Source organism: Shewanella sp. 5_MG-2023 (genome assembly GCF_030547465.1).
Lineage (GTDB): Bacteria > Pseudomonadota > Gammaproteobacteria > Enterobacterales > Shewanellaceae > Shewanella.
Genome location: NZ_JAUORC010000006.1, coordinates 99,426 through 114,060, shown reverse-complemented (window position 1 = coordinate 114,060; position 14,635 = coordinate 99,426). Strand labels below are relative to the sequence as shown.

General features: G+C 38.3%; 9 protein-coding genes and 1 pseudogene. 9 read left to right on the top strand and 1 reads right to left on the bottom strand.

What is annotated here, in order from left to right; all coding sequences use genetic code 11:
• Positions 1-92: 92 nt before the first annotated feature.
• The 4 genes from Q4557_RS05015 to Q4557_RS05000 all read left to right on the top strand — a co-directional run bounded on the left by Q4557_RS05015 (position 93) and on the right by Q4557_RS05000 (position 9,000).
• Complete coding sequence (locus Q4557_RS05015) at positions 93-2,483, top strand: DNA polymerase II (RefSeq protein ID WP_303411068.1); 2,391 nt, start codon at positions 93-95, stop codon at positions 2,481-2,483.
• 225 nt (positions 2,484-2,708) lie between these two features.
• On the top strand, positions 2,709-3,893 hold the full coding sequence (locus Q4557_RS05010; RefSeq protein WP_303411066.1) for a porin: 1,185 nt from the start codon (positions 2,709-2,711) through the stop codon (positions 3,891-3,893).
• Positions 3,894-4,342: 449 nt separating this feature from the next.
• Positions 4,343-7,198 (top strand): TonB-dependent receptor, encoded by a 2,856-nt coding sequence (locus Q4557_RS05005; protein WP_303411065.1) that lies wholly within the window; start codon positions 4,343-4,345, stop codon positions 7,196-7,198.
• Positions 7,199-7,263: 65 nt separating this feature from the next.
• A complete protein-coding gene (locus tag Q4557_RS05000) occupies positions 7,264-9,000 on the top strand; it encodes a putative 2OG-Fe(II) oxygenase (protein ID WP_303411064.1) in 1,737 nt (578 codons plus the stop codon).
• Here the strand turns inward: Q4557_RS05000 and Q4557_RS04995 are convergent.
• A complete protein-coding gene (locus Q4557_RS04995) occupies positions 8,993-10,039 on the bottom strand; it encodes a 2OG-Fe(II) oxygenase (protein ID WP_303411063.1) in 1,047 nt (348 codons plus the stop codon). The two genes, Q4557_RS05000 and Q4557_RS04995, sit on opposite strands and share 8 nt — an antisense overlap.
• A 177-nt stretch (positions 10,040-10,216) precedes the next feature.
• Between Q4557_RS04995 and Q4557_RS04990 the strand changes: the two are divergent.
• The 5 genes and pseudogenes from Q4557_RS04990 to Q4557_RS04970 all read left to right on the top strand — a co-directional run bounded on the left by Q4557_RS04990 (position 10,217) and on the right by Q4557_RS04970 (position 14,634).
• Positions 10,217-11,105: pseudogene (locus tag Q4557_RS04990) on the top strand (IS30 family transposase).
• Positions 11,106-11,550: 445 nt separating this feature from the next.
• Positions 11,551-12,333 (top strand): DUF3450 domain-containing protein, encoded by a 783-nt coding sequence (locus Q4557_RS04985; RefSeq protein ID WP_102436074.1) that lies wholly within the window; start codon positions 11,551-11,553, stop codon positions 12,331-12,333.
• Positions 12,333-13,688: a MotA/TolQ/ExbB proton channel family protein gene (locus Q4557_RS04980; protein ID WP_102476363.1), complete on the top strand. Its 1,356-nt coding sequence runs from the start codon at positions 12,333-12,335 to the stop codon at positions 13,686-13,688. Before Q4557_RS04985 ends, Q4557_RS04980 begins: the two co-directional genes overlap by 1 nt.
• Positions 13,688-14,215, top strand: coding sequence for a MotA/TolQ/ExbB proton channel family protein (locus Q4557_RS04975; protein ID WP_076537019.1), 528 nt, complete (start codon positions 13,688-13,690; stop codon positions 14,213-14,215). The genes Q4557_RS04980 and Q4557_RS04975 overlap by 1 nt, the downstream gene beginning before the upstream one ends.
• 14 nt (positions 14,216-14,229) lie before the next feature.
• Positions 14,230-14,634 carry a biopolymer transporter ExbD gene (locus tag Q4557_RS04970; protein ID WP_076537018.1) on the top strand — a complete coding sequence of 135 codons (405 nt, stop codon included), beginning with the start codon at positions 14,230-14,232 and terminating at the stop codon, positions 14,632-14,634.
• Position 14,635: the final 1 nt, after the last annotated feature.

Genomic DNA, 14,635 nt, shown 5'->3' with positions numbered 1-14,635 from the left:
TTCTTTGCTTACTGTTTATGTGTTCGCTGTTATATGCTGTACATAATAACAGTGAATTGAACTGCACGAAATATTTAATCGAGCCAAAAACTATGACAGTAAGCGTAAATAAGGTGACTTCTATCAAAGGGCGAGTGTTGACGCGGCATTCAGCTTTTCGTGATGGTCGACTTATATTGCAATATTATTTAAAAACGAGATCTGGCCCTGTGCTGATAGAAGTGGACGGGGCTGAAGTAGTGTGTTTTTGCCGTCAAATAGATATACCAAAACTCGCAGGACATATTCATCAAGGTTGCAGAATCGAAACTATCGCGCTTAAAAACTTTAATCACCAAGCTATCGCCTGTATTTATTTAAAGTCAGCCAGTGTACAAAGGCAGTTATTGCGGATTGCCAATGATATGGGGATTGAGATTTATGAGGCAGATATTAGGGCAGAGCAGCGATATTTGATAGAACGCTTTATTGCCTTTGATGTTGAGTTTATCGGGCATTCTAGTTTAGAGGCTGATTTATGTAACAGTCAGAATACCAGCTTAAGTCAATTGCCAGTGTACCAAGCTGTAAAAGCAAGAAAAAGCGATAATGACATCTCGCTTTCTATGATTTCGTTGGATTTCGAATGTAGCCCTAGCGGCGAGTTATATTCAGTTGGCTTATATGGGCAAGATTATCAATTAGTCATTATGGTGGGACAGCCTCAAGAGTCAGAGCACTATATTCAGTGGGTGGTTACCGAAGTTGAGCTTATTAAGCGATTAATTGTTTGGTTTGCCGAATATGATCCTGATGTCATTATTGGCTGGGCGGTCGTCACTTTTGATTTGTCACTATTGTATAAACGTTGTCAGTTACATTCGATACCGTTAACCATTGGTCGTGGGGCGACGGTATTAAGCTGGAAGGTTGAAGATAAGCATCGCCCTGAAACCTTATCTTTACCGGGGCGAGTGGTGCTAGATGGCATCGATTGGATTAAAGCGGCATTTTATCATTTTGAACGCTATTCATTAGAGCACGTATCGCAACAATTACTAAATGAAGGCAAGGCTATTGATCATGTTGATAATCGCAGCCAAGAAATCTGTCATTTGTTTGCCCATGATAAAGTCGCATTGGCGTTTTATAATATTACCGATTGCCGCCTAGTATGGGATATTTTTGATAAAACCCAGTTGCTGGCTTTTGCCATTGAACGGGCCAAACTAACCGGCTTAGAATTTGGCCGCGTTGGCGCATCTGTTGCTGCTTTTAATAATTTATACCTACCGCACTTACATCGAAGCGGTTTTGTTGCCCCTGCTCACCCAGCTAGTGATGGACTTGAATCTCCTGGTGGCTATGTGATGGATTCTATCCCGGGTTTTTACAAAGATGTTTTAGTGTTGGACTTTAAAAGCCTTTATCCATCAATTATTAGAACGTTTTTGATTGATCCCAAAGGCTTGGTGGTGGGCGAACAGCAGCCTGACGAAGTGACTGTGCCGGGTTTTCTCAATGCAAGATTTAGCAGAGACAACCCCATATTGCCAGAGCTAATAGCAACACTCGCGCAGCAGCGTGAGCAAGCCAAACAACTTAACAACCAACCTCTGTCCCAAGCCATTAAAATAATCATGAACTCTTTATATGGCGTATTGGGCTCTAGAGGCTGTGTGTTCCATGATGCCAAGCTTGCAAGCTCGATTACCATGCGTGGCCATCAAATCATGAAGCAAACAAAAGCTTGGATTGAAGAGTTGGGTTATAAGGTGATTTATGGTGATACCGACTCTACCTTTGTGTGGTTAGGAGAAAAGCATCAAATAGACGATATTAGTCAGTTAGGTCATATGCTGGCACAGAAAATTACCCAAAAATGGGCCGATTTTTGTGCTACCAAGTTTCAGTTAAAAAGTTATTTGGAACTTGAATTTGAAAGTCACTTTAATCAATTTGTCATGCCGACATTAAGAGGCTCAGATGCTGGCAGTAAAAAACGCTATGTAGGGGCAACCACTGACAAGGAGGGACAATTAGCACTGACCTTTAAAGGCATGGAGCAAGTCAGAAGTGATTGGAGCCCTTTAGCCAGAAGAATGCAATATCATTTATACTTGTTATTATTTACCCAAGGGGACGTTAGAGGCTACTTGTTAAAGCAAATTAAGGAGCTTCAAAATGGCTCATTTGATGATGAACTAATTTTTAGAAAACGCCTAAAGCGTAACATTGAAGATTATACGGCTAAATCTTCACCACATGTGAAAGCCGCAACGCGTCTATGTCAAATAACAGGTAATTCGGAGCTTGGTAAAAGAGGCACCATGATCGCTTACAGGATGACTCTGAATGGTGCGCAACCTATAGAAGCAACCAATGAATCAATTGATTACCAATATTACCTTGATAAACAAATCGAGCCCATTGCAGAACCAGTATTAGGGCTCAAAGGTGACAGTTTTGATAGTCTTGTGAGCAATCAGATGTTGTTACTTTAATGTTGCTGGCTGTGTAATTTATGGTGATACGTTATCATTTTTATGTCTTTTGGTAGTGGTTTGTGCTTTGCAATGTGCTTATTTAGTTTATTATGATATTTAATCGATTTATCTCTTTGTTTCATGCTAATTCATCATGCTAGCCTTCAGTTAATGGAAAAATTCTATGCAAATAGATTATTTAAAATAATTAATGATGAAAATGAAATGGGAAGGTTTAGCTCGATGAAAAAGACTTTAATCGCATCAACACTTGCAGCAGTTATGTTTGTACCAACAGCTTCTGCTATCGAAATCTATAAAGATGAGAAAAACTCTGTTGCTATTGGTGGTTTCATCGATGCACGTATTTATAGTGGCCAAGGTGAAACTGAAATCGTCAATGGCGCATCACGTATTAACTTCGCCTTTGATCGTCAAATGAATGATGGTTGGGCAACCTTTGCTAAATTCGAGTGGGGTGTTAACCCATTCGGTAACAGTGAAATCGTTTATAGTGCTGGTAGTCAATTTGAATCACAAAGCGATGACTTTCTAAATAACCGTTTAGGTTACGTTGGCGTATCAAATGATACTTACGGCTCAATCAGCCTAGGTAAGCAATGGGGTGTTTGGTACGACGTTGTTGCCGGAACAAACTACCCTATCGTATGGGATGGTAATGCTGCAGGTGTATACACATACAATAAAGCTGATGGCGCTATTAACGGTGTAGGCCGTGGTGATAAAACCATTCAATACCGTAACTCGTTTGATAAATTCAGTTTTGGTGCGCAAGTACAGTTAAAGCAAAATGAATTCGTTATTTACGAAGATGAGAACGTAGATGGTTTTTCTGATGCACCAAGTATTAGTGATGAAGAGTCACTAGGTACTGTAGAATACGGTAATACCTTCGGTTTATCGGCTATGTATCAATTCACTGATGAATTATCTGTTGGTATTGGTTACAACACGGGTAAATTTGAAGGTGAATTAGAGAACGGCACCCGCATTGAAGAGCGTGATGAAATTTACGGCCTAAGCGTAACTTATGGTAACTGGGATGCAGAAGGTATTTATTTCTCTGCTAACTACAATGAAAATAAATTTCATGACACAGATAACATTGGCCGTATGATTGAAAGTGCGAAAGGTGTAGAGTCATTAGTATCATATCGTTTTGACAACAACATCCGTGTTTTCTTAGCATATAACATGTTAGATGCTGATAGCGTATTAGGCGCTGATGAAGGTGAAGTATTTAAGCGTCAGTTCACTACAGCAGGTATTCATTATATCTGGGATACAAACACTATCCTTTATTTTGAAGGTCGTATCGACAGCAGTGATTTCCGCGGAACAAACGAAGACAAAATGAAGATCAGTGAAGATGATGGCATTGGCTTCGGTATTCGTTACATTTTATAAAATTAAAATTTAACAACTACCTATTAAAACACTCCGAAAGGGGTGTTTTTTTTGCTTTAAAATTCATAGCGACCGTCTGCTTGTTAATTAATTGTAAGTCTCGAAGGTCATTTGACCACATATCTATTTATTGTTGTGGGTGTAAAATAGCCGGTTGGAACAATTCTGCAACATTTTAAATTGTTATTTGTTATTTTTAAATGCTATTAAATACAGAGGTTTAAGGTGGTTGTGTAGTTTAATTCTCTATTTTTATATGTTTTTGTGGACGAAATAACCATTCTAAACATGTTAACTTACCCGATATTAATGAAACATATGTTGAATTAATGTTTTATTTGTGATTTTATTGCATACGAAATGTGGTTGAGCGATGTTCAACTTCGTTAACCAACCTAAATTAATAAGGTTGGAACAATAAGAAAGACACAAGTCCAGGGAGATTGACAATGCAAAAGAATTTTTTAGCTAAATCAGTGCGTCTAGCAATGATTAGCGGTGCAGCTGCGGCAGCATTCACGTCACCAGTAGCTTTTGCTGCTGAAGAAGGCGCTAAAGTTGAACGTATCGAAGTAACTGGTTCGCGTATTAAGCGTACAGATATGGAAAGTGCTCAACCAGTTGAAATCGTTAACCGTGAAGACCTACTAGCTAGTGGTCTAACATCTGTCGGTGATTTCCTAAACACCATGACTATTGGTGGTGCGGCGATTAATACACAATCAAATAACGGCGGTGACGGTTCAACACGTCTAAGTATGAGAAACTTAGGTTCTAGCCGAGTGCTAGTATTAGTGAATGGACGTCGTTGGGTTAGTGATGGCGGCTCAGTCGATTTAAACACTATTCCTTCAACTGTAATTAAGCGTATTGAAGTACTTAAAGACGGCGCAGCAGCCGTTTATGGTTCAGATGCAATTGCTGGTGTAGTAAACGTTATTACTCGTAATGACTTCGAAGGTGTTGAAGCTTCAGCATATTACGGTCAATCAGCCGAAGGTGATGGTGACCAAGAACAGTTTGATCTTTCTTTAGGTCAAGTTGGCGAAAAAGGAAGTATCTTCTTTAATACAAGTTATACAAAAACAAGCCCTATTTGGGCTGGTGACCGAGATATATCAAGTGAACCTGTTTACAATACAGGTAATGACTTTGGTAGTTCTGGTACACCTCAAGGCCGTTTTACCTTCCCAACTGCAAACAATGGCTTCGCTAATTACTCTGTAGCTGATGATTTTGATTGGACTCAGGGTAATCCAACACTGCCTACGCTTGATGCTGATGGAAATGTAACTGCTTATAATGATTTTCAACCATTTTCAAATGATGTTCGTTATAACTATGCTCCAGCAAACTACATGCTAACTCCACAAGAGCGTTGGAGTAGTTTTATCCAAGGCACTTACGAGCTAGCGGATAACTTACGCATATCTACAGAGGCGTTATATAACCATCGTGAGTCTTCACAATTACTAGCTCCAATGCCATTATTTATTGGCCCTTGGGCAGGCGGTGCAGAAGCCTTAGAGCCTACTGTTGTCTCTGCTGACAATATCTATAACCCATTTGGTGAAGATATTTTTGCTCAAGGTACAGATAGTTTCTCTACGGGTTTCATTGGTCGTCGTATGATTGAAAATGGTAACCGTATATTTGAACAAAGCCAAGATACATGGCGTTTTGCTGTTGCTCTTGATGGCGAATTTGACATTGGTGAACGTGAATGGTCATGGGGTGCTCACTATGCTTATGGTGAAAACTCAGGTAAATCAACAACAACAGGTCGTTTAAACAAGACCCGTATCGGTCACGCGTTAAGTTCAGAATGTAATGCAGATGCAACTTGTGTTCCTTTGAACCTATTTGGTGGTGAAGGCTCAATCACGCAAGATCAGTTAGACTATATCTCAACAACTGAGCAAAGCTCTAGCGGCGATTCAATTACTAACTACACTGCAAACGTGTCTGGTTCACTGTTCGATTTACCTGCTGGTGAAGTCGGTGCTGCTTTTGGTTGGGAATACCGTAAAGAAACTGGTTTCAATAGCCCTGATTATATGGTTACTTCTGGTCAGTCTACTGGTGGTAAAATTTTACCTACAGAAGGTTCTTTCAAAGAGAGCTCTTACTACGGTGAGTTTGTAGTGCCGGTTTTAGCTGACATGGCATTTGCTGAATTACTAGAATTTGAATTTGCGATTCGTTATACAGACCTTGAAAACTCTGAAGGCTTCGATGCTGATAATACAAGTGCTAAAGTAGCAATGCAGTATCGTCCTACGGAAGAATTACTCGTTCGTTCAACATGGTCACAAGGCTTCCGAGCGCCAACTATTAACAATCTATTTGGTGGATTAAGTACTACTTTCCCATCGGTACAAGACCCATGTAATGAGGGTGGTGATGGCTTACCAGGATGTGCAGGTGTACCACCAGCATACACTCAACCAAACTCACAAATTGAAGGGCAAACTGGTTCTAACTCGCAACTACAACCAGAAACTTCAGAGAGTTTAAGTGCTGGTTTAGTGTATAACCCAAGCTGGGCTGAAGGGTTTGACGTATCGATTGATTACTGGGATATTGAAATTGAAGACGTAATTACACGTGCAGGTCACCAACAAGTACTCGATACCTGTGCTGGTGTACCTGGTGAACAAAACCACCCTGTAGCACAATATTGTGATTCAATATTAGAACGTTCACCAAGTGGTATCCCTTCATTATTTGTTAACCCAGCTCTTAACTTAGGTACACTAGCAACTAATGGTTGGGACGTATCGTTTAACTACGGTATCGAAACAGAAGTTGGTGATTTCAAAATCGCTTGGGATAATACTTATACTGATAATTATTCACTAACTGATGATAATGGTATTGAAACAGATAACTATGCTGGTCAAAACTTTGGTGATGATGGCTACCCAAGACTTAAGTCAAATATGACACTATCTTGGTCATATGAAGATGTTTCAGTTAATTGGAAAACTCGTTTCATTAGCAGTCAAACTGAAGATTGTAATGGTTTTGAAGATTATGAAGGCTTATGTGATGGCTACACTTCAACAGGTACTGGAGATGATGAAGTACGTGATTACTACAACGATTACGGTGATTACTATGTACATGATTTACAGGCCGCTTACCGCATAGATACATTTAATACTCGATTTGAAGTCGGTGTTAATAACATCTTTGATGAAGAGCCTCCTGTTTCAGTACAAGCTTTTGCTAACTCGTTTGATGTTAATCAATATGATGGTACAGGTCGTTACTTCTACGGTCGTGTAACTGTTAGCTTCTAATTTAAGAGTTAACTTAAAAAAAAGGCCAGTATATACTGGCCTTTTTTATGCCTAGGGATTTAGTTTTGAAAAATGAACTGATGGATTTAGAACATACAGTAAAGGCTGGCCAATTTAATTTAGCTTTATCAAAAGTAGTTAAAATGAAAAATGCTTTTGCAAAAATTGATTACTTTTGGTATCTAGCTAGTGCAGTTTATGAGGCAAATAACTTGGAAATGGCTATTCAGTCAATGGATAAAGCCATAGAAATTAATAAGGCAGATTTAAACTATTATTATCGAAGAGCGAATCTTTTAAAGAAAAGCCATAACTACTCTGAAGCTATCCTAGACTTCAAGCTGATTGATTCAAAAATTTCGGCAAATTTAGATGTTAAAGTAAACCTTGCAACTTGCTTTTTAAATTTGAAAGTTTTTGATCTTGCATTAAATTACTATACAGAAGTAAGGTTTTTACAGAAAGGTAATGAGTACTTTTATGAAGTAGGAATAGCTTCAGTATTCATAGAGCAGAAAAAATTCAATGAAGCTCAAGATATTTATGCCAAGTTAATACGTAAGTTTCCTTCAGATAATTTATTACTCCTAAACTTTGCTAATTTAAAAGCAAAGTTGCATTTACATGAAGACGTTATTGTATTACTTAAGAGTAAAGTTACCTCAGCGAGCTACCCAGTTATTTTTCGCTATTTTAGTTCACTCTTGCTAGTGGATATGAACGGGTTTGCAGAACAATACGAATTACTACGCCAAAATATAAAAGAAACTTTTGAATTTTTAAAGTTGAAACAAAATTATTGCGACAAAAGTGGGATTAATTTTAATTCACTTACTAATTTCAAAACATTGCCACTGTATAACTCAATTTTAGGGTTGACTTTGTGCAAGCAAGGAGAAGTCGCTAACGGTGTTAAGTTACTTATAGAACAATTTAATAATAAAAATTATGTTTATTACAATGAGTCAATTTTTTACTGCATGGCTTCGAGTTTACATACAGAGTTAAGTGAAATCTTAAACTTTGCAATAAACATCGAGAATTATACGATGCCAGAGCCCCTTGCTTATGAAATGAGGATTTTAAACGCTAAGCAAAATTGTCTAAGCAAATTTAATGCTGTCATGAAAGGGCTTTCCTGTGAAAACCTTATCACTAAGAAGAACCTTGAAATTTCTGCAGATAAAGTTTTACATCAAAATTCAGAACGTTTCACTAAAGAGTTAAATGAACTTTTGTATGTAGAGGACCTTAGCTTTGGTGATTTTAATTTTAGAAATATTAAACAATTTATTCATAGTCTACATGATAAGGAAGAGTTCTATTCTCAAGATCAAACTGTAAGAAATGGTACTCAAACAGAAGGAACTCTATTCACATATCAGAGTGAGAATGTTTTAGAGTTAAAAAACGTTATTGATGGAGCTGTTAGCAACTATCTCGATAAAAAAGCACACACCAAGTTTATAAAAGAGTTTTTTGAGAGCAAGGAGTTTGAATATTCGTCCTCATTTTCAATTAGATTGAAAGAAAGTGGTCACCATGTAGATCATTATCACTCTAATGGCATCGTTAGCGGAGTTTTATATCTTGATATTGATAGTACTAGTTTAGGTCAAGGTTCAGGTTGGCTCAGATTAGGGCAATTAGGTTTGCCCTATATGGATGATTTTGCTGAGTATTATATAAAACCCAAAGAAGGTCAAATCGTACTATTTCCATCTCACTTTTGGCACGGTGTAAATGAATTTAAATCTAGCAGCAACCGTTTGGCTGTTGTATTTGATGTGATTGCTAATTAATTTTTAAAAAATTCAACTTTTCAGAGTCATAAGTCGTTTTAGATTGTCTTATCCATTTTGAAATAATCGTTTTTTTCCCAGAAATTATTGGAGTACTTTGATGTAAAGAGTCTTGTAACAACTTTCCATCCGTTGAAGTGTTGTTGAAAACCAAAATATCTCCACACATTAGATGGAATTTTGCTTTTATATTGGGAAAAAGAGTATCCCCACCTTGATACTCTTCACTATTTAATCCAATTAATATTGTTTTCACTCTTTGCTGACCATCAGAATAACCATGTTCATGATTATTTATAAAGTCAAAGTGAGGCTTATACTCTTGCCCCGGCAGATACTGTAATAATGTCATTGGTTCACCATACTGTGCTTGAGTGTCAATTAATTCAGTAATCAACTTTTCGAATAAAAGACCTAAAAAACCGAGAGTTGAGGGTAGCCACTGTGCAGAAAAAGCAGTTCTATGCGGTGACAGTCTTGGTTGATTGTTAACGGGGTCTAATATTAGTGAGGGCTGAAGATAAATAGACAGTTCATCAATAATTAGCATAGAAAAATCACTGTTGAATGTTTGCGTATAAAGTGAAATCTCCCTATTTGAAGAAACATTTTTTGCAGATAACTTTACTGAATCAAACAGCTTTAAAAGCTCATCTTTATCAGTTATATCAATTGAAAAGTTCTCTAATATGATCGCTTTGAGCTGCTTAGCTTTTTGGCATTTCATATGAATCGCTTTATCAATTAAAGATGCAAATGTTTCAAAACCTTCTTTTGTGGGTTTAAAGCTTATTGTAGCTAAATAATATTCAGCGAAGCCTGAAGTGTTAAATCTGCTTTGTATAAATTTTGGCGTAACTAATTTCTGTCCTTCATAAGACATCATAAAATCCCAGGCAATTTTTAATTCATGGTCTATTGCTTTATCTATCCAAAGATTGAAAAGTTTTTGATTAGTACGTAAATAAAAAAGCGCGATATGAAAACTGGCCATTACTGAGCCGGATTCATAATCTTTCTTTAAGGTATTTAGTTGCATTACTTCTCCAAAATAATAATTGCCATGAATTCTTCCAACGAATCCAGATAATAACTGCGGCACTCTTCATTGAGGTATAGAGGAAGCCACTGCTGAAAGTGGTAGGATTTATCTCGCCAAAGAAAAATGGGTATCACTATGAATTATCAGCAGTTGGCTGAGTGAAGAAGATATCAGATTTCAGTCCTTTTGGAACGAGGAATTTTAATATTAGACATTGCCAAAACATTTAAATGTCATCGCTCCACCATTTATCGAAAGTAAAAGCGTAGTAACCATAAAGCACATTAATAACCAGAAATAGCACATCAGTTATCGGTTACCAAACGTCGTTATGCTACAAATTCCACATACCTCTACAACGTATCGATTTTATCGAAATCTTAACAACTCATAACTGGAGCTAACAAAAATTATTGAACGTGCTAACAGACATTGGAGGTGATATTAATAATGAGTGAATACATTGTTTCATCAGGCGTGATAAACAGCAAAGTGGCAAACTTTTTAAGCATTTGCGGCAAGTGCATAAAAAGCTATGGTCGAGGCAAAAAAAGAAGTCACCTGTTATTAAAAATGCAATATCATAGATGAAAGGCAAGAAACTGTTGATAAACGTGAGCGTTTGGGAGCGCGGGAAATTGATACGGTTTTGGGACAGCATGGAACAGGTACAATAGTGACTATTTTAGAGCGTGAAATACGTTTCTACTTTGCTAAGAAGGTGCCTTTTAAGTCAGCAAAAGATGTCGCCAAAGCGACCATAGACTTGTTAAGGTCCTACTAGGATTTCGTGCATACAAATACGGCAGATAATGGTCGTGAGTTTACAGGTCATCAAGCGATTGCCAAAGCATTGGAGGCTGATGTGTATTTTGCTCACCCTTAGAGTTCTTGGAAGAGTGGTGCGAATGAAAATGCCAATGGCTTATTAAGACAATATTTCAAAAAAGGGTCTGAGTTAAGAACTGTAAACGATGATGCCATCTTGTTTGCACTCAATAGAATTAACTATCGACCGGGGAGTTGTTTGAAGTTTAAACAGCCAGCTGTTGTGTTTAGATAATTAGCTGTATTAGTTTGTCGAGTGTCGCACTTCGAAGTTGAATTCGGGTCCTTTCTGGTATCAACACCATAACAGTTATAAAAATAAAGAATAATTAACATGGGCGCTGAATTGATGCAGGGTATCTGTATGAATAATTGCAAAGAAATATTGGGGCTTGGCTATTTTTAGACTGAACTTGTATACAAATTCACCTTTCGATGTAAATCTATGAATAAAGCTTCTTTTACTATGGTTTTTGATGTCCTCAATTGTTGACACAGGTCAACATTTTGTGAAATGATGCGAGCGGGTCTATGCCTTAGCGGGTATAGAATAGGGAAGAAAAAACTAACAATCACAAGAGAAAGATACACTTAGTGAGTGCAACATCGGTTAACAATAAAATCGCAGTTGTTACTTTCGAGTTAAAGCTTTCTAATTCACTATAAATTGGTTGGGAACTATGTCCAAGGTAAGCAATAGAACAAAAATCGCTACTGCACTTGTTGGCGCGCTTGCATTAGCTAGCAGCAACTTCGTGATTGCAGATCCTCTAAGTGACGTACAAAAAGCAGACGGCAAAATTCATGCTGATGCTGCTGCGTCGCAAAACAAAGTTGATAAGTATTTTGATCAAGCACAAGACATGCTTTTTGAGTATGGCTCAGTTGCTGACGAACGCGAATCTTTAAAATCATACAATGACTATGTTGCCGGATTGGTTGCAGACCAACAGGCGACAATGAAACTTATCCAAGACGATATCGACGGTGTTGATGCTCTTAGACAAGGTGTTGTTCCTTTAATGTTTAAAATGGTAGACGCTTTAGAGCAATTTATCGCTTTAGACTTACCATTTAACAAAGACGCTCGTGAAGCTCGTGTTCAACGCTTAAAAGATACATTAAATAGCGCTGAAGTAACACTTGCTGAAAAGTACCGCTTGATCTTAGATGCGTATAACATTGAACGTGAATATGGTTCTAAGTTAATTGCAGAAACTGGTCAATTACAAATTGATGGTAAAGAAATTCTAGTTGATTTCTTAAACTTCGGTCGTGTAAGCCTATACGCTCAAAGCCAAGACCAAAAGTCAGCTTGGATGTATAACGCAGAAACTAAAGGTTGGGATGTGTTAGAAGATAGCTATCTTCGTAACTTAAGCAAAGCTATTAAACAGGCTCGTGGTCAAGGTGCTCCTGATCTATTCGCCTTACCAATCCCTGCTGCGGAGGCTGCACAATAATGAAAAAGTTTATTACTACAGCAATCGTTGCTGCAACTCTGTCACTAACATCAGGTATGGTTAGCGCTGCAGATGCACCAAAAACGATTGAACAACTATTAAAGCAAGTTCAAACAGACCGTGCTAATGCGACTAAAACCAATAAGAAGCGTGAAGCAGAGTTCTTAAATGAGCGTGGCGATAAAGCTGCTCTTCTTAAACGTGAAAAATCAGCGCTTGCAGCTGAAAGACAACGTGGTAAAGATCTAGCGCAAGCATTTACTGATAACGAACGTAAAATCGCACAATTAGAAGAAGATCGTAAGATTGCTTCTGGTGACTTAGGCGAAATGTTCGGTGTTGTTAAAGGTGAAGCAGGTGACTTTGCTGGTAAGTTAGTTGGTTCTAACATTACTGCACAGTTCCCTGGCCGTGATGCATTTATTGCAGAACTTGGTGCTCGTAAAGAACTTCCAAAAATTAATGAGCTAGAACAATTCTGGGAAGCTCAACTTTTTGAAATGGTCGAATCTGGTAAAGTTGTTACTTTCGATGCTGATGTAACAGGTTTAGATGGCGGTGTTACTAATACTACAGTTACTCGTGTTGGTGCATATAACTTACTTGCTGATGGCAAATACGTTGTTTACAACGCTGACCTTGGTCTAATCCAAGAGCTTTCACAGCAACCAGGTAGTGCACAAGTATCAAGTGTTAAGTCATTTACAAGTGCGACTTCTGGCTATGAAAAGCTGTTTGTTGACCCTGCACGTGGTGTGTTACTAAGTGTATTCACTCAAAAAGCGACAATCGAAGAGCGTATTGAAGCGGGTGGACCAATTGGTTACATCATCATCGGTTTACTTGTTCTTGGTGCGCTAATTTCAATTGAGCGTTTAGTTACTCTTTATATTGTTGGTGCTAAAGTTAAAGCTCAACGTAAAGATACTGCAAACCCAGGTAATAACGCATTAGGTCGTGTACTTAAAGTTTATCAAGAAAACAAAGACGTTGATGTTGAAACGCTTGAACTTAAACTTGATGAAGCAATTTTGAAAGAAACGCCAGCTCTAGAAGCACGTATTTCAATCATTAAAGTTCTAGCAGCTATCGCGCCTATGATGGGTCTACTTGGTACAGTAACCGGTATGATTGCAACCTTCCAAACAATTCAATTGTTCGGTACTGGTGATCCACGTCTAATGGCAGGTGGTATCTCTATGGCATTGATGACAACGGTACAAGGTCTTGTTGCTGCACTTCCTCTAATGCTTATGCACGCAGTTGTTATCGCTCGTAGCAAGTCAGTAGTTCAAGTTCTTGAAGAACAAAGCGCTGGTATCATTGCAGAGCACGCTGAGAAGAGGGCTGACTAATGATGCTAATCCTGATGGATGTTTGGGACTCTGTCAGGGGCTTCATGGCCACCGGAGGAGATATCCTCTGGTTGGTAGCGGCAGTGCTATTTCTAATGTGGGTGTTAATGCTTGAGCGTTTTTGGTATATCAATTTAACTGCACCAAAAGAGCATAAAGCGATTATCAACGCATGGAATAATAGAGAGGATTCAACCTCTTGGTATGCACACCGTATCCGTGAAGCTTGGGTGTCCCAAGCTAAGCAAGATATGAATGCTCGTATGCTGCTTATCAAAACATTAGTAGCCATTTGTCCAATGATTGGTCTACTAGGTACCGTAACCGGAATGATAGCAGTGTTCGATGTGATGGCAGTTCATGGTACGAGTAACGCTCGTATGATGGCGGCTGGTATTTCAATGGCAACCATGCCGACAATGGCAGGAATGGTAGCAGCACTATCAGGTGTATTTTTTAGCACTCGATTAGATGCAAAATTGAAAATTAGTCTCGAAAAGCTAAAAGATAGCTTGCCACACCACTAGAGAGAGTATTGAAAATGGCACGTAAAAAGCATTTTAGTGTAGAAGAAGAAGCACAAGTAGATATGACTCCGATGCTCGACATCGTGTTTATCATGTTGATCTTCTTTATTGTGACGACTTCGTTCATTAAGCCATCAGGTCTTGATTATAAGAAACCTGAAGCTTCTACAGCGACACAACAAAAATCTGCAAACATCTTTATTGGTGTGAGTAAGACAGGCGTAATTAAGATGGAAAACCGTCAGGTTGACATCGAGCGTGTAACAGCGAACGTAGAGCGTATGTTAGCTGAAGCACCAGAAGCGGCTGTATTAATCGAAGCAGACCAAGAAGCAGAACATGGCCTTGTAGTTAAGGTTATGGACAACGTAAAGAAAGCGGGTATCGACAAAATCTCGATTTCAGCGGGGAAAGACTAAT